Here is a 21,788-nt window from a genome sequence, read left to right on the forward strand (position 1 = left end):
TTCGACACAAAACCAAAATCATTAGTTATAATAAATTTACTGGCAACCTAAGTTAGCAATAAACCTCAATGCACAGAGCGATAAAAGTCAGAATCTATCCCAACAAAACCCAAGCCAAGAAATTATCTCAGGTTATGGGTTGTTGTCGCTGGTGGTACAATTATGCTCTAAACTTGTGCATTGACACTTATAAAGCTACAGGTAAGGCATTAAAGCAAGTAGCCCTTAATAAGTATCTCCCTAAGTTAAAAAAAGAGGAAGATACGGCTTGGTTAGGGGATTGTTACTCACAATGTCTGCAATCAACGACTCTTAATCTGACTAAGGCTTTCAAAAACTTCTTTGAAGGTAGAGCCAAATACCCCAGATACAAGTCATATCAAGGAAGACAGTCTTGCCAATATCCCCAAAATGTCTCGATAGTTGATGGATGTCTCAAAATTCCCCAACTGGGCTTAGTAAAAGCAGTTATTCATCGGATATTTGAAGGTGAGATTAAGACTGTAACAGTAAGCAAAACTCCTACTGGTAAATACTATGCAAGTATATTATTTGATACCAAACAAACATTTCCTGAAGTAACAATTACGGGAAAAGTCTGTGGTATTGACTTAGGAATCAAAGATTTTGCTATTGTTCATGATGGCAGGAAAACCAGTAAGTACGCTAACCCTAGACACATCAAAAAACATGAAAAAAACTTAGCTCGGAAACAACAAAAATTAGCCCGTAAGAAAAAAGGCTCTAAGAATAGAGAAAAAGCTCGTAAGCTAGTTGCTAAAGTTCACGAACGCATAAGCAATGCCCGTCAAGACTTCCTACACAAACTCTCAAGAAAGATTGTGAATAACAATCAAGTGGTAGTCATTGAGCAGTTGAATATCAAGGGTATGGTTCGGAATCACAACTTAGCGAAAGCAATATCTGATGTCGGTTGGGGAACATTGATCAATTTCCTAGACTATAAACTCAAGCAAAAAGGTGGGTTATTAGTAGAGATAGACAGATGGTTTCCTAGCTCTAAAACTTGCTCTCATTGTCATTATCAAATGTCTGAAATGCCATTAGAGATAAGAGAATGGACTTGTCCAAGTTGTGGTAGTCATCATGATAGAGATGAGAACGCAAGTAAAAATATTAGAGCAGAAGGCATCAGAAAAATACAGACGGATGGAACAGCCGTCTCTGCATCTGGAGGATCGGTAAGACCAAAAGGCGGACGTAAATCCGTTTTGAGGCACGAACCTGTGAAAGATGAAGCTCCCGACTCAGCCATAGCGGTCGGGTAGTAGTTCACTCTGATTTAGTTTCCTTAACACCAAAGACAATGATTAACCAATCTGGTTCAAAAGTTGACCTTGCGATTACTATGGGTGATCCTGCTAGTATCGGAGGAGAAATAATTTTAAAAGCCCTTAGCAGACCCTCTATACATGATCGTGCTAATATTACGATCATTGGATCTCGATCGCATCTTGAAAAGACCTATCATCATTTACAGCCCTTTACATCCCAAGAATTAATACATCCAGATAGTTTAAATATTATTGAAGTGGACACCCCAGAAAATATTATTTGGGGCAAGGGAAATCAAGAGACGGGTAAAGCTAGTTTTTTATATTTAGAAAATGCGATCGCACTTACTTTAAACGGTCAGTTTGAAGGCATTGTCACTGCCCCCATTGCAAAATCTCTTTGGCAAAGTGCAGGGTATGACTACCCGGGACAAACAGAGGTTTTAGCCCAAAAAAGCGGACGAGAAAAATTTGCCATGATGTTTCTTGGGTTATCTCCTTATACTAATTGGGTCTTACGTACTATTTTGGCTACTACCCATATCCCCTTAAAAACTGTTTCAGATAATCTTAATTCGTCCATATTAGACTCTAAACTAGAATTGTTGATTGAAAACTTAAAACAAGACTTTAACCTTGAAAAAAGCACCATAGCAGTGGCAGGACTAAATCCCCATAGTGGTGAGGATGGAAAATTGGGTATAGAGGAGAAAGAATGGTTACAAGATTGGTTAATCAATGCTCAGAAAAAATATCCTCAAGTTAAATTAATTGGTTTGATTCCACCCGATATTATGTGGATTAAGCCAACTCAAGCATGGTTTAGAGATGGTAATATAGATACCCCTGATGCGTTTCTTGCACTATATCATGATCAAGGTTTGATTCCCGTAAAAGCTATGGCATTTGATCAAGCGGTTAATACTACCGTAGGCTTACCTTTTGTTAGAACTTCCCCCGATCATGGTACTGCTTTTGATATTGCTGGTCAAGGGGTCGCTAACCCTTCAAGTATGCTTTCTGCCATTGAATGGGCGATCGCATTGTGCTATAATCGAAAACAAACTTAGTTCAGGTTTTGAGGTTTGGAAAAAGGTGTCAGGTTTCAGGTTTATTATCAACTATTCACCCCAACACCCCAACACTATTCGCCATTGCCTATTGCCCTTCTCCCCTTTTAAGGGGAGACACAGAGGGGTTTACCCATTGCCTTGTCTTACATTACTAATTATGAATTTCTAATTACGAATTCCTATATATAATGATTTAAAGAAATTATCTGTCAACTAAAAATCAGAGGATGAAAGCAGAAATCAGACCCAGAAAATTTAATTCTAGCCATATTCAACAGGCTTCTGCTGTAAATTTAGCTGATCATTTTCATAATCGTTTATCTGTATTTGGTATAACGATAGATGATTCAAGTACCGTTGACCGAGATGATGGTATCTGGTTGATAGAATTAAGTAACGGTAATTTCGAGCTTCAAGTGAGTATTACTGATGTTTCTACCGTAATCCCTAAACATTCCCCCATTGATAAAGAAGCAGAGGAAAGAGTAATAACTCTTTATCATACCAATCCTTCAACCCCCATGTTACCTAATCATCTTAGTACTAATTTAGGTTCATTGGAAGAAGAGCAAAGACGGTTAGCTTTAACTATTTTTTTTCAAATTGATAGTAGTGGAAACGTTAATAATTTTACTATTAAAGAGACTATTTTTACTAATAAAAAAGCCTTTAGTTATGAAGAAGTAGAAAAAATTTTAGCAAATCCTCAAGATATTCCTGAACATAAATTATTATTAAAAATGCAACAATTAGCTCATTTATTTGCTCAAAAAAGAGTGGGTAAATCGGGAATATTAACAACGGAAGGTTATGTTGATGAAGACGGCAATTTAATTAAAGAAAATGTTAATACCCATCAATTAATTGCTGAGTTTATGATTCTAACTAATGCAACAGTTGGTAATTTTTTGGCAGAGAATAATCTACCAGCAATTTATCGTACTCAGGATGTTGGTACAACGGATTTTGATTTTGTGATTAAAACGATGGGGCATTGTTTAGTTCCTGCTGTTTATGAGTCTTGGGCAAAACCCCATGTTGGCTTAGGTTTGATGGCTTACGCTCATTTTACCAGTCCTTTAAGAAGATTTGTTGATTTAGTTAATCATCGCATTGTTAAAAATTTTCTTCAGCAAAAATCTCATCCTTATTCTATTCAAGAATTAAATACAATTTGTGATCATGTTAATGAGTTTACCGAAAAATTTAAGTGCGATCGAGCTAATTATTTAAAGCAAAAAAGAAAAGATGAATTAGAAGAAAAATATAGTCATTTAGAGCAAGTTAATATTGATAAATTATCTTCAGAAGAATTATCAGAATTAATTCAATATACTGCGAAAAATAATCGTTTAAAAGACATAATTTTATCTCTGGAAAAACGAAAACAAGATTTACAACCAAAAGATTTTTATCATATTTGGTTTGTCGGCAAAATTCAACATTTTTTAGAAGACGAAGAAATAGACACTATTTCCGTTTTAAGAATTAAATGCCAACTAGACAACTCTATGGTAGATTATAAGTCTCACTACTGCCCCATAAGACAAAAAAACTTTGCCTTCTGTTATCTTGATGGTAAAACAACCCTCAATCCAGAAGAAGATAGCAAAAAAAATAAAGCTCGACAGAAAGCGGCGTTGGCAACAATTAAATCATATTTAAAAGGAGAATTAACATCACAACCGAATAATTTTCCCTCTGCTACTTTTGAAGATTTTATCAAAGAACAATCATTGCAAAAACTAGAAAATGATATTGATTTAACTAACTTAGATGACAAGCTGTTTAGCCAACTCATAGACTATTGTCTCAAAAATCAGTTTGAAGAAAAAATTATCGAAGAAATAGAAAACAGAATTAATCGTCTGAGTGTTAAAGATTTATATAAAATTTGGTTTGAAGGAAAAATAAATAAATTTTTCAACTTTAGCAACCTAGACTTTACCTCAGTAGTTTTAATTTATTGTCAAATAAATAATTACTCCATTAAATATAGAATAGAATATAATCCTTCTGAAGAAGTTTATTCTGCCCTTTGTTGTATCAATAATTTAATTTCCCCAGAAATTTCAGTGGATGCAAAAAAAAGTAGGGCAAAACAAAAAGCATCTATGGCGTATATTCAGGCTTACGTTAACAATACTTTAATTACCGCTCCTGATATTTTTGCAGATGAAAATGAAGATAATTATCCTGAGAAAAATGCTGATCAAGATGATGATATTAACCCTAAAAAAGATATTGTTAATAGTATCGATAATAACGAGGAAAAACCAACAAAATTAAATGTTGATTGGGTATCTAAACTTCATTATCTTTGTCAGGCAAATCATTGGAAATCCCCAGAATATATATTTGATAATTTTGGTACTTTTTTTTCTTGTATAGTCGTTTTGTCTGTGGAAAACAAAGTCTTAAAATCTAAAGGTTATGGTAAAAGCAAAAAGGATGCAAAACAATCAGCTTCTCAGGTGTTTATGATTCAACATCAATTAGAAACTTAGGTGTTGGTGATTTGAGCTATGATTTAAGGTAAATAGTTGATAATTAATACCTTCTAACTCTCAACTCCGAACTAATTTCCCCCTCTCCCCTCATCACCTAAACATCCTAAAACCTGCAACCTGACACCTAACCTTATCCGATATTCTTAAACCGAACAGAGTTTATTTTTTCTCTAGTTTTTTGCCAGAGGTAGCAAAAGATGACTCGTTCCCTGACATGATATTATAATGAGACTGCGTCAAAGGAGAGATAAATAAATGTTAGCAAAGAGAATATTACCCTGTTTAGATGTTAATGCTGGTAGAGTTGTTAAAGGTGTAAATTTTACTAATTTGAAAGATGCAGGTGATCCCGTTGAATTAGCAAAGCTATATAATGATGCAGGGGCAGATGAATTGGTTTTTCTTGATATTACCGCTACCCATGAAGCGAGAGACACGATTATTGATGTGGTTTATCGTACTGCCGAACAAGTTTTTATTCCTCTTACTGTTGGGGGGGGGATTAAAACCTTAGAAAATGTTAAGGATTTGTTAAGAGCAGGGGCAGATAAAATAAGTGTAAACTCAACGGCAGTAAGGAATCCAGATTTTATTAATAAAGCTAGTGAGCGTTTTGGCAGTCAATGTATTGTTGTTGCTATTGATGCAAGAAGAAGAGAAGATGCAAATAATCCGGGGTGGGATGTATATGTGAGAGGGGGAAGGGAAAACACTGGAATTGATGCGGTGGCATGGGCAAAAGAGGTGACGGAAAGAGGTGCCGGAGAATTACTAATTACCAGTATGGATGCGGATGGAACTCAAGCAGGATATGACTTAAAATTAACTAAAACCATTGCGGAAATGGTGGAAATACCTGTTATTGCCTCTGGAGGTGCTGGTAATTGTCATCATATTTATCAAGCCTTAACGGAAGGAAAAGCGGAAGCGGCTTTGTTAGCTTCTTTGTTACATTATGGACAATTGACGGTAGAGGAGATAAAAAAATACTTAAGTAGTCATCAAGTGCCAGTAAAAAATTAATTTTTTCCTTAACGAAAGTTAATATTTCTAAGAAAGATGTATTAAAATAGACTAAAACTTACATTCTTAAGAAATGTTAATTCCGATTCTCATTTTAGATATAGCTTTAGTAGCTTGGTCGTTGCATTTAATGCAACAGGCTTTTGATAGCCGAGAATTCTCTTTGATGTTAGCTGGCACATTAGTCGCCCTTGCGGCGGCAGCGATGATGGTGGTTTATTTTTTGGTACACAATTGTTTAGCATACTTTGCTCACATTCCTAGTTGATTATTGATATTTTTTATATATTTATTTAGATAACTAAATAAGAAAATTTAAAGAAAGTTTTTTGATATTAGAATTTTAAAAAATTAGATATTGAATATAATCTATATTATTGATTGCTTTTGTTGTTTTGTTGATAATCCTCAAGATTCAAGGGATTTTAGGTGAAATAGTGTTTTTTCCGCCTCTAAAGAATTAAAATATTTCTTGCTGTTTCCTGTAATTTCTTGAACATATTTCAAGGCTGATTTTGCTTTTAATTGTTTCCATGAATAACAAAGACTTTGGAGAATTTCTGGGGTGTTTTTACTTGAGGGAATATTTTCGTAAAAATTATTTAAAATTGCGATTACAAGGTGGCGTAGCGCGATCGCATCTTGTGTTATTTTGGAATTAGTAACTCTACCTAAAACTTTAATTATTTCCAATGTGAGGAGATGATCAGCTAAGATTAGATAGTTTCCTAAAGATTGGATACTTTTTTCTGTTTCTATCCATGCCAGTGACTTAATGATAGTTATTTTTAATGGTATGGGAGTATAAGGAGAGATTAAAGATTTTTCCAGAAAATTAACTGCTAGGGGATGACTACATTTACTTAATGTAATTGCCGCTTGTTGGGCAACTCCAAGATTAAGGTCATTAAGTAAGGGTGCAATTATTGATATAAGGGGAATTTCTTGGGTTTTTTTCAACCTTAAACCAATTCCGATTAGAGCTTCTTTACGAACACTAGAGCTATTATCCTCCAATGCTTCTATCATAACCTTAAGTATCGAGGCGCGATCGAAGTTTTTTAAAGCAGTGATAGAGTAAAGTCTAACCTCACTATTTTCATCCTTAGTAACAGATAGTAATGGTGCAATAATAGAAGTGTGAGGAATTTGTGCTAAGGCTTTGGTGGCAAAAATACGATATTCTTCTTGATTTAGTAGATTAGATAAAAAGTCAACACATTCTTTACCCTGAGAAGCTAAAGTTTCAATAGCTAGAGCCATTAATTCTTCTGACTGAGTAAGAGAAAATAGCTCACTAATAACGAATATTACTTGAGGACTTTTAATTTGTTGAACTATTCTCAACGCACTACAACGCAACTCTACATCCGCACTTTCATCGAGAATAATTTCTTTCAATAAGGGTATAACCTTTTCTCCATATCTAACCAAAACTTTAGAAACAACCCATTTCGCTTCAAAATTGCCCCTTGCTAAAATTTCTATAGCAGTCTCTAAAGAAATTGAATCATTACTACCTAAAATATAGGAGATGTCATAATGATTAATCTTCCCTGTTTCTGTTTCTAAAGTAAGGCTTTCTAAAGTTTGAGACATACCAGTAAGTTAATAAAAATTCGATGGGAGATAGTGCAGGTTAGCTTTATTTTCCATAACACCAAGAGGCAAGTAATTAACTAAGTTTGAAATATAATTATTCAATCCTCTTGAAATAATCTAATTGCCTTTTTGTCAACATTTGGTAACGATAATCACATTCTTTTGCGATTGATACCTTTTAAGCATAACATTAATGCAAAAAATACAAATTGACTAATACGTTAACTTCAGTTCGGCATTATTATATCACTTGGGTTCGATATAAAGTGGTCTGGCGGTGTTGAGGAACAGGGAAAACCCTTTATATCTTCCTTTTTAAGAGGAAAAAGTAATAATAATTAACAAAAAAACTATTAAAATTGATTTTAAGGCATTTCTTAATCATGGTATGAAATGTGCTGAAACTATGTCAAAAATTGAGACATCTAAATATTGTCATCATTACCCATTGCCGAGAAACTGTGTTTGCAAGGGGCAACCTGGTAGAATTTCCTATTGCCTACTTAGATAACTAACGAAAATAGTGCCTATTCTTATTCATTAAACGATCTTAACGCTCTGGTTTCGTCTAGTAAAGCCTCTATATCTTGATCTGAAAGGTTTTGAATATAATTAACTTTTATTTCTTCTAACAAGGCAACTAATAACTGTTCAATTTTATTAATATCATATTTAGCATTAGGTCGATCAGTTAAAGTATTTCCAAATTTAGCAATTATTTTTTCTAAATATTGATCGAAAATGGGATCTTCCTTGATGAAATTATTAATAGTTTCTAAGAAAACTTGATAAATTCTATTGGCTAAACGTTGACTAAGATTTTGAGATACCTTGTTAAAATTGGGCAAACTTTTTATATTTGGATAAATAGGAGAATCAATGATTGTTTTTTCTATGGTATAGGCTAATAAAATTTCTACTTCACTTCTGATTTCAGGTAATAATTCTTTAACAACTAAATCAATAACCAATTTAGTAATTTCGGCAATCTCATTAATATCATTCAAATCCACATATTCCCTAACTTTTCCTTTGGGAATTAACATTTTTTCTATTTGTCCCTTTTTTATATCACTCTGTATTTGATTAACAATTCTCAAAATTACAACTTCTGTTATATCTCCTGCAATTCCAGCCACAAAACCTTGACTAGCTTGTTTTTTAATCCTTTTAGAATCGAGTAATTTTGCTTCATCTAAACGAATGGTAACAGGAATAATTCTTAACCATCTATACTTTGGTAAAAAGAAAATTAGGTCATACCAACGCCAAAAAATAGCATCTTTGAAATTCACTCCATGATAGCGAATACTAATCCCTAAGCAACGGATAATAAAATCAGCAAAAAGGATCGCAATAAATGGAAAATCAATTAAACCGAAGTAGTCAACAAAGTCCCCATTTTCCCCTATAGGACGATAATAATTAGTTTTAATTAATGGTTTTATTTGTTCATTGAAAAAATTTAATTCTTTGGGAAATTGTTTCTGCAAATGTTGAGTATTCCAGAAGGAATCAAAAGCAAGTTTTGCAGAGTCTTCAGGATTATCAATATATTTATTCATATGATCTCGCATCCGATTTTTTATTACTTCTAAAGTCCCACTTTTACTAGCGACAGCAAAAGGGTTTTGCTCAATCATATCCTCACTATATTCTCTTAATTTTGTCAAAATTTCTTCTGTTTCTGGACTATTTAAACCATATTGATTAATACTATCTTCTAATAAACTAACTTCCTTTAAATATGTTTGAGTATCTCTATTAGGTTCAATGCCTTTTATTACATCATATTGAGTAATTTTTTGACTCCATTTCTGAGGTAAAACAGTTAAAGGTAAACCTTCATATTCATACGGACCTATTTTAAATTTTCCTAGGGTAATTTTGCCATTTAACCATATATCTCTTAGAGGAATATAAGTTATATCAAAAGCAACAACTAACAAATTTAATGCAGAAATAATTGCCATTATTCGACTAATAAAGATACGATCTAAGTACCATTCACAGAACCATGACAGTATTACTGGTTTTTTATAAGGCTTATCTACTTTTTTATTGTTCATAGAAATTAATTGATATTGATTTATGGATTTAATTTATAATCTTTTATGTTTTTATAAAACTTAACATAATCTTGGTCAGAATGTAAAATATTTTGCTTCTTAGTGGTTGTATTAAAAGATATTTTAGATTAAAATAAAAATTAAGAGATAATATGAAATTGCTTTGAAAAAATAGAATTAAGCATTAATAAAAGAAGTGATTTTTTCTATATATTTTTTTGTTGTCTCAATTAATTTAGTAAGAAATAAACACTATTATGACCTCTGATTTATTAATCAAACAAGCAGAAATAGTTTTACCTGAAGGGGAACTTCTTTTAGGAGATGTTTTAGTTCAACAAGGGAAAATCGCAGAAATTGGTACTGCTCTACATAGTGAATCTGCAAGAATTATTGATGGAAAAGGATTAACGTTATTACCGGGGGTAATCGATCCTCAAGTCCATTTCCGTGAACCCGGTTTAGAGCATAAAGAAGACCTATTTACGGCTAGTTGTGCTTGTGCTAAGGGGGGGGTAACTTCATTTCTGGAAATGCCCAATACAAAGCCTTTAACCACAACTCAAGCGGCTTTAGATGATAAACTCAATCGTGCCAAAGAGAAGTGTTTAGTTAATTATGGTTTTTTCATGGGGGCAACGGCGGACAATTTAGATGATTTACGGGAAGCGAGTCCTGCTTGTGGTATAAAAATATTTATGGGGTCACAACATGGTGCGTTGTTAGTAAGTACAGAGGAAGAAATTGAACCTATTTTTGCAAAAGGCGATCGCATCATTGCTGTTCATGCGGAAGATCAAGCCCGTATAATGGAGAGAAGAAAAGAATTTGCGGGTATTAGCGATCCTGCGATTCATTCTCAGATACAAGACGAAGAAGCGGCTTTAAATGCTACAAAATTGGCAGTAAAACTGGCTAATAAATATCAAAGAAGATTACACATTCTTCATTTAAGCACAGGCATTGAAGCAGAATATTTACGCACCCATAAAACTCCTTGGATTAGTACCGAAGTTACCCCCCAACATCTATTACTAAATACCGAAGCCTATGAAAAAATAGGGACTTTAGCACAAATGAACCCCCCACTGCGATCGCCCCAAAACAATGAAATATTATGGAAAGCATTATTAGATGGTGTAATTGATTGTATCGCAACAGATCACGCCCCCCATACCTTAGAAGAAAAAGCGAAACCTTACCCCCATAGCCCATCAGGAATGCCCGGAGTAGAAACTTCTTTAGTCTTAATGTTAACAGAAGCAAAAAAAGGGAGATGTAGTGTTGAGCAAGTGGTGAAGTGGATGTGTACTAACCCCGCAAAATTATACAAAATTCCCAATAAAGGAGAAATAAAAATTGGCTATGATGCAGATTTAATCTTAGTTGACTTAAATAATTATCGCCCTGTTTTAAAAGAAAATTTATCAACTAAATGTGGTTGGAGTCCATTTGAAGGATGGGAATTGACAGGATGGCCTGTTTACACCATTGTTAATGGTAATATTGCCCTTGATAATGGTCAATTATGTACCGATGTCAGAGGCAAAGCTCTTACCTTTGAATCTTAAATAATCTCAGTTTAATGACTCAAATATTTAGTTGAGTGGGGTTTCCGGTTTCAGGTATTGGGATGTTGAGGGGAAGGGGTAAGAAGGGGAAATTAATTAATTAAACACCGTTGCCTATTCTCTTGTCTTAATTACTAATTGTCAATTACCTTTGCCCTTTACCCTTTAGAAACCTATTCACTAATTAATAAATTTAATTTCCTTATAATTCGCCAATAAAAAGCAGAAGCCACCCCTCCCCTGATCGCTACGGATCAAGAGAAAGGTGACTATTTAGCTCTAACTACATTATAACATTTTTAGTATTTTATGACAAGTATTTTTATATTTTTTACCCTTAAAATTATGCTTAACAGCCATGAAAATATTTACAAAAATAAAGCATTATCAGCAAAAATTTTTCCTGATTAGTATTTTAATTAGTTTATTTACCTGTCTATTTTCAAAATCTGCTGAAAGTGCAGAAAAAATTAATTTTGTTTATGGTTCATTATCTTTTTCTGTAGCTATAGAATCTTTAGAAACTTTTGCTAAAACAGGAGAATTAAAAGAAGACTTAGAGCCTTATGCTTCTCAATTAGATCAAAAAACTCTCTTTGAGGTTAGACTATTTTTAAATAAATCTTTTCAATTTCCTCAAGCAAGTTTATATAGAATAAGTCGTACCTCCTTAGCCCAAGATTTAATCAAACAATTAGGAAAAGTAATTTCTTCTCATAGCCAAAGAAACGGTTTTTATGCCATAAGAGGTGCAATTTTAACGACAGCAGGAAATCAAGAATCATGGAATTTAATTGATGTTTTAAAAACTTTTCCTACTCAGGAAGTTTACGTTAATTTAGAGTTATTAGCACAATTAAAAGATGAAATATTTGCCTATCAAAGTTACGGTGATGCAGTAACTAAAGCCATTGATAATGTAGCAGAAAAAAATAGTCACAATATCCCTCTGTCTCAACTAGATAATTTACCCGATTTAGCAAAAAAAGGTCAATATAATGTCATCAAAAAAACTGTTATTCTTGAAAGAAATCAAGTAAGAATGACAAAAGAAGGCTTTGTTTCTCAATATAATTTCCCTGTGGATTTTTATTTACCTGATGACGCTACCCATACTTTTCCTCTAGTTTTAATATCTCATGGTTTTGGTTCTGTTAGAGAAAATTTTACCTCTCTTGCTCAACATTTAGCTTCCTATGGTTTTATTGTTGCTATACCTCAACATATTGGTAGCGATTTACAATATCGTCAAGAACTATTAAAAGGGACATTAAGTAGTGCATTAAGTCCGATGGAATACTTAGCTCGTCCTGCTGACTTAAGTTATATTATTGATTACTTAGAGTCTTTTCAGGAAGATAATACTTTATGGCAAAAAAGGGCTAATCTTTCCCAGATAGGAGTTATATCAAATCCGCTTAATTGCACATGGTATAATCAAGAGGATGTATATTTGTTGTCGTAGATTTTGACCAATGCCTTCAAGAATCAAAATTGAACCCCATTTAAGTTTACAAGAATTAGAACAAGGGTATCGAAAAGCCAAACAAGGGATTGAAAAAATTCACTACCAAGTGATTTGGTTATTAGCACAAGGGAAACGAACCTCTTATGTTTCCCACGTTACAGGATATAGCTTAAGTTGGATTTACGAACTTGTTCGTAGTTATAATCGTTCGGGTGCAAAAATGTTGGGGGATCAAAGACAACATAATCGGGGTAGAAAACCGTTATTAGACGATCAACAATTAGCTCTGCTATATCAAAGATTACAATCACCCCCCGATGATCAAGGACTTTGGAATGGTGTCAAAGTCGCAAAATGGCTCACTCAACTTCTAGATCGTACTATTTCTCCTCAAAGAGGATGGGAATATCTTAAAGGATTAGAATATCGTCTCCGATGTCCTCGTCCAAATCATCAAAATTCTAGCTGCCTTGAACAAAATGAATGGAAAAATCAACTAGCAGAAAAAAAAAAAAGATTCAACAAGAATATCCCGACGCGGACGTTCAAGTGTGGGCTGAGGATGAGCATCGTTTAGGACTCAAACCAGTATTGAGAAGAGTATGGGTAGAAAAAGGTTATCAACCGATAGCTACGGTCAATTGGCGTTTTCAATGGTTGTGGTTATATGGCTTTGTGGAACCAAATACAGGAGAGACATATTGGTGGCTACTACCATATGTAAATACTGAATTGTTTAATCGAGTCTTAAAAGATTTTGCACAGCACTATGAAATAGGTAAAAACAAAAGGGTGATTTTAGCAATGGATCAAGCTGGTTGGCATCCGATTAAAGAAACGACGGAAATACCAGAGGGAATCCACGTTATGCTGATGCCTTCTCACTCTCCAGAATTACAACCGGCAGAACGTTTGTGGCCATTAATAAATGAGGCCATCGCTAATAGGACATTTAAAAATTTAGAAGAGTTAGAAGAGGTAGTTATTAGTAGATGCAAAAAAATTATGGAAGAAAAAGAAATAGTTAAAGGAATAGCCAATTTTTATTGGTGGCCTAATTAATATCTTTTAGTGTGGCTAATTAAACGGATTTGATATTATAGGAGATTCACTAGGAGGAACAACAGCACTACAAATTGCCGGTGCACCGTTGAATATAAATCGTTTACAAACAGAATGTAGTTCAGACAAAGTAATTATAAACATCGCCCTTATTCTCCAGTGTCAAGCGAGTTATTTACCTCCTACCCAATATCAAGTCGCTGATTCTCGTGTTAAGGCAGTAATTGCTACTCACCCTCTGGTAAGTAGTATTTTTGCATCAGAAGGGTTGAGTAAAATTAAAATTCCAACTATGATTACCGCAGGAAGTCAAGACATAATTACTCCTTTTGTGATTGAGCAAATACACCCTTTTTTATGGTTACAAAATATACCTAAATATTTAATTTTTTTCCAACCCGGTACTCATTTTAGTTCAACACAACCTTCTCCTGAATTTACTTTAGATAGTTTACCAGAGTTTTTATTAGGAAAAAATAGAAATATAAGCAGTGAATATTTTCGAGGTATTGCGGTTGCTTTTTTAGAAGTTTATTTAAAAAATAATCAGGATTATTTAGTTTATTTAAGCTCAGATTATGGCAAATTTAGAGAAAATAATTCTTTGCAAGTAAAACAAACTAATCAATTAAGTGTCAATGATTTGAAAGATGCTTATGGAGGGGATTTACCTTTTGCCATAGAAACATCTTTAGTGGTTACTCCTAGTTGGGAAAATCAAAATTTATCTATTCTTGAAGAGATAAAAAAAACAGGAGTTTTAAAAATTGCTTATCCTCAAAATAATGAGCCTTTAGGATATATAAATCAAGATGGTGAATGGAGCGGTTTTTGTTCTTTTTTAGGACATAGTTTAGCTGACTATTTAGAATCAAATTTTGACTTTGATTTTGAAATAAAATTGGTATCTATTCCTTCTGATTCAGATAATCTCTTTAATTTAATTACTACTAATCAAGTTGATCTTGAATGTGGTCAAATAATTTCTAAAAATATAGATAAGATAGTATTTTCTATTCCTTTTATGGTAACAGGAAATCAGTTTTTACTACCCCAGGGGGATACTCAAAATTTTAATCTTAGTAAGTTAAATAGTTTAAATATTGGCAGTATATATAATATTGCTAATGAAAAGTTTTTGGATGAAAACTATCCTCAAGCATCAAAGGTTTACTATAACAGTTTTGAAAATGTATTAACTGATTTGGAAAATAATAAAATTGATGTTTTTTTAGGAAATAGCTTACTATTAAATAGTAAAATTAGTGAGATTAGTAATCAGAATAAATATAAAATAAATCCTAAATTTATCTTAAATTGTGATTATTACGGTTTGTCATTACCTAGTTTTGATTCTCAATGGATTGATATTATTAATGGTTTTTTGACAAAAAATACTTTATCTCAAAATTACTTCAATCAAGAAGCTAACAGTCTTTTATTAGAGCAGTTAAATTACTGTTTAAATTTTCAAAAAGACCCTTGATTTTCTTCGAATAGAATATATATAAATCAAGAATGGTATTTAAGTGTTTAATAAAATTTAACAATACATCAGCAAATTTCTTTAATAAATAGTTTTAGTTTTTCTCTCGCTAATTTTAATTTATCATCATCAAATTCAAAATCACTTAAATTAACTAAAAATTCAATATATTCTGTATCTAAAACTATTCTAAAATCTTTTATATTCCATAATAAATCTGAGGTAAACCTTAGATCGTAAATGTCATTTTTATCTGTTAAATAATCAGTTTTTTCTGTCATTTTATCTACCAAAATAATTGGGCGAACCCAACATAAATCACGAGATGCGATCCCGAAGGGATCTGCTACGCAGCACGCATCTATTACTTCACAGTATAAAGACTTATTTTGATAATCTAAAGCTACTATTTGACTGGGAATAAAAACAGACACTTTACCAAAGATAAATATCCTAATTTGTAAAAAAATAACAACAACAATTATAAACTTTTTTGACTGCTCCTTGATACTCTTGCCTCTCGCCTTTAATCTATCATAATCATTGTAGAAGAACCATAATTAATATGATTTATGCCACCAAAATAGGTTCACAAAGTTTGTCTTCTAATTCCTTTTCCTCTTGATACACAGATGCGATCGCATCTTCTATAATTGTAGAAATAGAGATACCTTGTTCATATTTTTTCAGCCATTGTTGAGCCTGATTACCTTCTCGAATTAGACGATTAACAGGAGTTAAAAAACAAGCAAAACCTAAATCCTTAGCAGTAGGATATAACTGGGCAACTAAACTTTCTAACCAATCACGGGCAACTATTTCCCTACCATCTTGCCAATGATACAAAGTCGCATCTAAACTATTTTTACTCACCGCCTGTTCATTATGACGAACTATTTTTAATAATTCCGTCTCTAAATCTCCTCGACTAATAGTACTCTGTTGTAGAGGATCTAAAGTACTATCTGCTAAAATCTGAAAAATCCTCGCCTCTAAAATTGCCGTAATGGCCAATAAATGAATGGGGTTTAAAACTAAATCACAAATTCTCAACTCTAACCGATTAAGACTATAAGGGCGATTATCTCCATTGGGACGCACAGAACACCACAAATGCCTTACGTTTTGCATTGTCCCTAAAACCAACTGTTTTTCAACCCACTCAACAAAATGGCTATGATTACGAAATAAAGGCACATCGATGGGAGTATGAGGAAATAAATGCCAACGGGTAGAATGATACCCCGTTACTTGATTATCTAAAAAGGGAGAGGATGCACTCAATGCTAACAATAAAGGTGCTTCCATACGAATTAGACGATATGCTTGAATTAATTTTTCCGTGTCTTCAATACCGATATTAATATGAATACTAGCGGTGACAATATTGGTATGGTAAGTATTTTCAATATAGTCATGATAATGATTTTGAGGATCAGAGCGGTAAAAACGGCTACTATCACCTAAAGATAAAGTGCTACCTGGTACAATGGTATAATTCCCTAAAGACTTGAGATATTGACGTAAATCCTTACGAGGGCGTAACAAAGCACATAAGAGGCGATCGTAATTACACAAAGGAGCGGTAGTATATTCTACATTACGACTATCAGGCTCACGCACAAAACCCTTTAAATCTTGAACAATTTGGCTAGAAAGTCCGATTATTTCACCTTTAGCAGTACCAGTGTAAACTTCAACTTCAAATCCTTTGGATAACAGCACATTTTTTCCTCTATCATGACTCTATCTATTCTATTATCAAGGATAATAATTGTCTTGACAAGATTTACAATTTCTAAATTGCTATAGTAAAAAAAGAAAATGTTTTCCGTCATCAAAAATATCTTAGAGGAGAATAGAGGGGAGTAACAATGGCAAGTCCTAATTCTGCGATTATGCAATCCGTTGAAAAACTTAATTACCGAGTGACTGTGGGTGATGTCGCAACTCAATCTGGCTTGGATGTCAAAATTGTTCAACAAGAATTATTACAACTAGCCAACGATACCAGTGGACATTTGCAAGTAGCAGAAACAGGAGACATTGTCTATTTATTTTCTTCTAATTTTCGCTCAATTCTTCGGAATAAATACTGGCAATTACGATGGAAAAAATGGTTACAAAAAGCATGGGATATAGTTTTTTATTTAATTAAAATATCCTTCGGAATTATCCTGATTTCTTCTATTATTATTATGTTACTAGCCATTATTGTTATTGTCGTTGCCATAAGTAGTAGCAAAGACGGGGATAACAATGGAGGGGATTCTCGGAGAGGGGGAGGTTTCTTTTTTCTACCTCAATTTTGGATTTCCCCAGATTTTTTCTGGATGTTTTCCCCCAATTATGAAGAAAGACGTTATCAAAGACAACGTAATAATAAAACAGAAAATGAGCTTAATTTTTTAGAATCAATTTATTCTTTTCTATTTGGCGACGGTAATCCTAATCGCAATTTAGAAGAAAGACGTTGGCGAGAAATTGCTACAGTAATAAAAAATAATAATGGTGCAATTATCGCTGAACAAGTTGCCCCCTATTTAGATAATATTAGCAATCAAGAAGATGAAGATTATATTTTACCCGTTTTAATTCGTTTTAATGGTTATCCTGAAGTGTCAGATAAAGGAGAAATTATTTATTATTTTCCTGAATTACAAGTAACAGCAAAAGAAAGAAATAAAGCTAGTGTTGCTCCTTACTTAAAAGAAAATTTATGGCAGTTTAGTATTGCTAGTAGTGGTCAAAAAATAGGTGCGATCGCGCTTGGGGGAGTTAATATAGTATTAGCTTTAATGTTAGGTACATTACTCACTCCCGAATTAGCCCAAGAAATCGGAGGATTTATTCTATTTGTGAACTCCATTTACGGCATTTTAGTCGCTTACGCAGTTAGTTATTTAACTATTCCCTTAATCCGTTATTTTTGGTTACAAAACCGCAATAAAAAAGTAGTAGAAAGAAATAATCAAAGACAAAATCGAGCCAACATACTAGAATCTAATTCTCAATTACAAAATAAAATTAATTACGCTCAACAATTTGCCCAACAAAAAGTAATTACAGGAGAAGACTTAGCTTATTCCACAGAAAAAGACTTGTTAGACCAAGAAATAGAACAGAGAGATAAGATAGATGAAGAATGGAGAAAAAAATTAATGGATAATTAATTTATTATGTTTTGATTAAGCTAGTTTATTTTTAAATTAACTAGTAAAAAATTATTTTAATTTTATTCATTTTTTTACTAATATTTAATTATTGTATTTCTATTGAATTAATATAGTTTTTTGTTGATTTTTTAAACTAATTAAAATTGAAAAAGAGCCAAAACTTAAAATTTATTTTGATGACTTATAATAAGAAAAATATAACTAAACTATTAATTAATAATTCTCTTTCGTTCTTTACTACTTGTTAATATTTTTTGCAAACTTTTAAACTTTAAGATTTCTTGAAACTGATGGATAACCTCAAAAAAAATCAAATAGAAGTGGTGACAATCGACACAAATCAAAACCAATACCAAGATTACCCCACTTTAACCCTTCGGAAACAAACAAAAGAAATAGAATATTTTTCTGTGAATTTAGATGAAAAAGTAACCCTTGACATGGTTAGTATTCATGGTGGTAAATTTAAAATGGGGACACCAACTCAAGAGCAAGGACGAAGCAAAGATGAAACCCCAGAACATGAAGTCGAAATCAAAGATTTTTTTGTTAGTAAATACCTTATCACTCAAAGTCAATATCAAGCGATAATGAAAGAAAATCCTTCTTTTTTTGCTGGAGATAATAAGCCAGTAGAAAATATTTCTTGGTTTGATGCCCACAATTTTTGTCAACAACTATCGCAACTTACAGGTATAAAATATCGTCTTCTTTCGGAGGCGGAATGGGAATATATTTGTCGGGCAGAGACTACCACATCCTTCTGTTATGGTACAACTATCACTTCCGAATTGGCAAATTATAAAGCTAGTTTTGGTTATGGGTTAGGGGGAAGCGGAAAATGGAGACAAGAAACAACTGAAGTGGGAATTTTTCCTGCAAACAATTATGGTTTATATGATGTTCATGGTAACGTTTGGGAATGGTGTGAGGATCATTGGCATGAAAATTACATCGAAGCTCCCACCAATGGGCAACCGTGGCTCGAAAAAGAAACTTCTTTAGACTCAGAGGAGGAAATTCCTAGAGTAATTCGTGGAGGTTCTTGGGATGACACAGCCTACTATTGTCGTTCTGGGGTTCGTTTGTGGGCTTTACCGAGCTTTAAGGGCAAGTTAATTGGTTTTCGCATTGCTTGTGACTCAATGAGTACTTGAGTTCGATATAAAATTGGATGTTTTTACTGTATTTTAGACTTTTGCTAAATTCATAGAGAAGTCTCTTAAATTATCAATATTATGGATTATGAGCTAACTCTTTAAAAAATATTGTCATCATGAATAAAACTATTTTATTGACCTCCACTTTATTAATGAGCTTGATAGCTACTTTCCCCTGTCAAGCTGAAAATATTGAACATCTCAATCAATTACTGCAAACTAAGCAGTGTGAAAATTGTGATTTAGCCGATGCAGGTTTAGTAATGATTAATTTGCAAGGAGCTAACTTAAGAGGTGCAAATTTAGTCGGTGCAAACTTATCCCGTGCCGATTTAACTGGAGCAGATTTACGAGGAGCAAATTTAACTAACGCTTCTTTTTTCGGTGCAAATCTCTCTGGGGCAAATTTATCAGGAGCTAATGCCTATAATACTGACTTTAGAAACAGTTATGTGCAGGGGGTTATTATTGAAGGATTAGACCTCAGTATGGCTCATATACAAGGCACTGTAGGTATTCCCGCCACTGCCGCCAGTGCAGAGCAATTTTATGTGTGGGGATTATCTGAAGATAAAGATGGTAATTATAAAGCGGCGGCTGATTATTACTCTCAAGCAATTAATCTTAATCCAGAATTAGCTCAGGCTTATTTAGGAAGAGCAGTGATTAAATCCCGTTACGGACAAGTGAGTGCCGCTATCAAAGATGCAGAAACCGCTCAAGGGTTATTTGAAACTCAAAACAATTCCGAGGGTTATTTATTGTCCAGTCGTTTTGTTCAATTAGTGAAAGCAAGAGCCGAAGCCGAAGAAAAAGATGGTAATCAGGGAAGTCCTCAGTTCGTCCAAATAGTAAATTCGATCGCACCTATGGTCTTGAAATTATTTCTCCCTTGATATTACGATATGGAAAAGAAAAATTATGATTGAAATTTGATTTCATGGCTTTACCAGAAACCATTGTTGAGGTGAAAATTACGAGTCAATCTTGGAGTAAAGGAGAAATAAAAGGAGAAGTTAATGCGGGTAGCTACCAATGGTATTTTAAGTGGCACTTTCCCGCAGGAAAATTATCGATCACTCCCACATTGGGACGTAGCTTAATAAAAGAACCCCTCTGCCGTTTTTTAGAAAGCCATGACTACCAACTAGAAGCAGGGGGAGATTATCAATTTTGTTTACGAGCAAAACTTTGATAACCTCTGTTCAACTTAAGAATCTCTGACTGAGATCTGTAGTTTAGACTAAATGTAGAGAAAAATGAGGAAGGACAAGACAAAAAAGAAAAATAGAGAGAAAATAAAATAATCACCAATTAAAATCTCTCTACATGAACAAATATAACAGACTAAAAAATTTTCGTCATGATACCTATGAAATGTTAGTCAAAAGTAAAGATGCCACATTTGAGCTAATGGACAGCATCATGACCAGAGAAAATGCTCGTAGTTTGGCACAATTTTCTTTATCGCCTTTTTTCCAGAGACAATGGTGTAGCACCTATGAAGCGATAGAGGATAGTCGTCCCAATGGCAACAAATTGATGAAACGATACACTCAAGAAATAGACACTTTAGAATATACGTTATTAGGCATAGATCATACCCAGTGGGAATGTAAAGATAGTCCCACGATGAAAGATAGAGGTTATCAATATTCTCATTCATCCCTAAATTCATCAGTAGTAGGACAAGGATATAGCACCATAGCATGGTTACCACCATTAAAGGAGAAAAAAACAGGGAGTTTACATCGTCCACTTTGGTTAATCTGGGTAGGAGAGGAATTTTTATCTTTGGAGTATATTTGGAGTCAATATAAGCGAAGGTTTGGATTAGAACACTGGTATCGTTTTGCCAAGCAGAGGTTGCATTGGACTTTGCCAAATTTTCGCACTCCTGACAGGTGTCAAAGATGGAGTAATTTAATCGTCAATATCACTTGGCAATTATGGCTCTCAAAGGATTTAGTCCAAGAACACCATTTGCCGTGGCAAAAACCACAACAGAATTTAACTCCTGGAAGGGTTGCTCTATCTATGACTTCATTATTGATAGAGATTGGAAGTCCTACCCTTTCTCCTAAAAGTCGGGGAAAATCCCATGGCTGGCCTCAAGGGGGAAAAAGAAACAAAGCTAAAGTTTATCCCACCATTAAAAAACAGCAATCCAAAAGTAAAAAAAGGGGAAAAACCTAACTTTGAAGGAATAGTTAACTCAATTTATTTTCTCCGTAAGCTAATTTTTGTTAGCTTATTGATTGTCTTGCAATTTTTTCTTAGTCTAAACTACAGT

At 33.5% G+C, this 21,788-nt stretch carries 17 protein-coding genes and 1 pseudogene; 14 read left to right on the forward strand and 4 right to left on the reverse strand.

Annotated features, from left to right (window positions below; genetic code table 11):
• Window positions 1–68 precede the first annotated feature (68 nt).
• From CYAN10605_RS14745 to CYAN10605_RS14765, 5 genes are all read left to right on the forward strand, one after another.
• Window positions 69–1,289: an RNA-guided endonuclease InsQ/TnpB family protein gene (locus CYAN10605_RS14745; protein ID WP_015220744.1), complete on the forward strand. Its 1,221-nt coding sequence runs from the start codon at window positions 69–71 to the stop codon at window positions 1,287–1,289.
• Between the two features lie 38 nt (window positions 1,290–1,327).
• Complete coding sequence (gene pdxA, locus CYAN10605_RS14750; RefSeq protein ID WP_015220745.1) at window positions 1,328–2,365, forward strand: 4-hydroxythreonine-4-phosphate dehydrogenase PdxA; 1,038 nt, start codon at window positions 1,328–1,330, stop codon at window positions 2,363–2,365.
• A 230-nt stretch (window positions 2,366–2,595) separates the two neighbouring features.
• Entirely contained in the window at window positions 2,596–4,875 is a 2,280-nt protein-coding gene (locus CYAN10605_RS14755) for a ribonuclease catalytic domain-containing protein (protein WP_015220746.1), read from the forward strand.
• A gap of 258 nt (window positions 4,876–5,133) precedes the next feature.
• Window positions 5,134–5,901: an imidazole glycerol phosphate synthase subunit HisF gene (hisF, locus tag CYAN10605_RS14760; RefSeq protein WP_015220747.1), complete on the forward strand. Its 768-nt coding sequence runs from the start codon at window positions 5,134–5,136 to the stop codon at window positions 5,899–5,901.
• A gap of 73 nt (window positions 5,902–5,974) precedes the next feature.
• Window positions 5,975–6,169, forward strand: a complete 195-nt coding sequence (locus tag CYAN10605_RS14765; protein WP_015220748.1) for a hypothetical protein — start codon at window positions 5,975–5,977, stop codon at window positions 6,167–6,169.
• A gap of 140 nt (window positions 6,170–6,309) precedes the next feature.
• Here CYAN10605_RS14765 and CYAN10605_RS14770 read toward each other — a convergent pair whose 3' ends face one another.
• Both CYAN10605_RS14770 and CYAN10605_RS14775 read right to left on the reverse strand, forming a co-directional pair.
• On the reverse strand, window positions 6,310–7,500 hold the full coding sequence (locus tag CYAN10605_RS14770) for a HEAT repeat domain-containing protein (RefSeq protein WP_015220749.1): 1,191 nt from the start codon (window positions 7,498–7,500) through the stop codon (window positions 6,310–6,312).
• 536 nt (window positions 7,501–8,036) lie between these two features.
• Window positions 8,037–9,572 carry a hypothetical protein gene (locus CYAN10605_RS14775; protein ID WP_015220750.1) on the reverse strand — a complete coding sequence of 512 codons (1,536 nt, stop codon included), beginning with the start codon at window positions 9,570–9,572 and terminating at the stop codon, window positions 8,037–8,039.
• A gap of 257 nt (window positions 9,573–9,829) precedes the next feature.
• On the opposite strand from CYAN10605_RS14775, the gene CYAN10605_RS14780 reads away from it, so the two are divergent.
• The 4 genes and pseudogenes from CYAN10605_RS14780 to CYAN10605_RS14800 all read left to right on the forward strand — a co-directional run bounded on the left by CYAN10605_RS14780 (window position 9,830) and on the right by CYAN10605_RS14800 (window position 15,159).
• A complete protein-coding gene (locus tag CYAN10605_RS14780; RefSeq protein WP_015220751.1) occupies window positions 9,830–11,143 on the forward strand; it encodes a dihydroorotase in 1,314 nt (437 codons plus the stop codon).
• Window positions 11,144–11,501: 358 nt separating this feature from the next.
• Window positions 11,502–12,608: an alpha/beta hydrolase gene (locus tag CYAN10605_RS14785; RefSeq protein WP_041922545.1), complete on the forward strand. Its 1,107-nt coding sequence runs from the start codon at window positions 11,502–11,504 to the stop codon at window positions 12,606–12,608.
• A gap of 10 nt (window positions 12,609–12,618) precedes the next feature.
• Window positions 12,619–13,673: pseudogene (locus CYAN10605_RS18415) on the forward strand (IS630 family transposase).
• 88 nt (window positions 13,674–13,761) lie between these two features.
• A complete protein-coding gene (locus CYAN10605_RS14800; protein ID WP_051018161.1) occupies window positions 13,762–15,159 on the forward strand; it encodes a transporter substrate-binding domain-containing protein in 1,398 nt (465 codons plus the stop codon).
• Between the two features lie 68 nt (window positions 15,160–15,227).
• On the opposite strand, the gene CYAN10605_RS14805 is transcribed toward CYAN10605_RS14800, so the two are convergent.
• Both CYAN10605_RS14805 and gshA read right to left on the reverse strand, forming a co-directional pair.
• Entirely contained in the window at window positions 15,228–15,593 is a 366-nt protein-coding gene (locus tag CYAN10605_RS14805) for a hypothetical protein (RefSeq protein WP_015220752.1), read from the reverse strand.
• Window positions 15,594–15,729: 136 nt separating this feature from the next.
• Window positions 15,730–16,884 (reverse strand): glutamate--cysteine ligase, encoded by a 1,155-nt coding sequence (gene gshA / locus CYAN10605_RS14810; RefSeq protein ID WP_015220753.1) that lies wholly within the window; start codon window positions 16,882–16,884, stop codon window positions 15,730–15,732.
• Window positions 16,885–17,033: 149 nt separating this feature from the next.
• Here gshA and CYAN10605_RS14815 point away from each other — a divergent pair, with 149 nt between their 5' ends.
• The 5 genes from CYAN10605_RS14815 (at window position 17,034) to CYAN10605_RS14835 (ending at window position 21,691) form a co-directional block, all read left to right on the forward strand.
• Window positions 17,034–18,332 (forward strand): hypothetical protein, encoded by a 1,299-nt coding sequence (locus tag CYAN10605_RS14815; protein ID WP_015220754.1) that lies wholly within the window; start codon window positions 17,034–17,036, stop codon window positions 18,330–18,332.
• A gap of 293 nt (window positions 18,333–18,625) precedes the next feature.
• Window positions 18,626–19,492 carry a formylglycine-generating enzyme family protein gene (locus tag CYAN10605_RS14820; protein WP_015220755.1) on the forward strand — a complete coding sequence of 289 codons (867 nt, stop codon included), beginning with the start codon at window positions 18,626–18,628 and terminating at the stop codon, window positions 19,490–19,492.
• Window positions 19,493–19,611: 119 nt separating this feature from the next.
• Window positions 19,612–20,391 carry a pentapeptide repeat-containing protein gene (locus CYAN10605_RS14825; RefSeq protein WP_015220756.1) on the forward strand — a complete coding sequence of 260 codons (780 nt, stop codon included), beginning with the start codon at window positions 19,612–19,614 and terminating at the stop codon, window positions 20,389–20,391.
• A gap of 44 nt (window positions 20,392–20,435) precedes the next feature.
• Complete coding sequence (locus CYAN10605_RS14830; RefSeq protein WP_015220757.1) at window positions 20,436–20,690, forward strand: DUF3146 family protein; 255 nt, start codon at window positions 20,436–20,438, stop codon at window positions 20,688–20,690.
• Between the two features lie 134 nt (window positions 20,691–20,824).
• Window positions 20,825–21,691, forward strand: coding sequence for a hypothetical protein (locus CYAN10605_RS14835; RefSeq protein WP_015220758.1), 867 nt, complete (start codon window positions 20,825–20,827; stop codon window positions 21,689–21,691).
• Window positions 21,692–21,788 lie beyond the last annotated feature (97 nt).

Origin of the sequence: Cyanobacterium aponinum PCC 10605 (assembly GCF_000317675.1) — a bacterium.
In the GTDB taxonomy this organism is placed as follows: Bacteria; Cyanobacteriota; Cyanobacteriia; order Cyanobacteriales; family Cyanobacteriaceae; genus PCC-10605.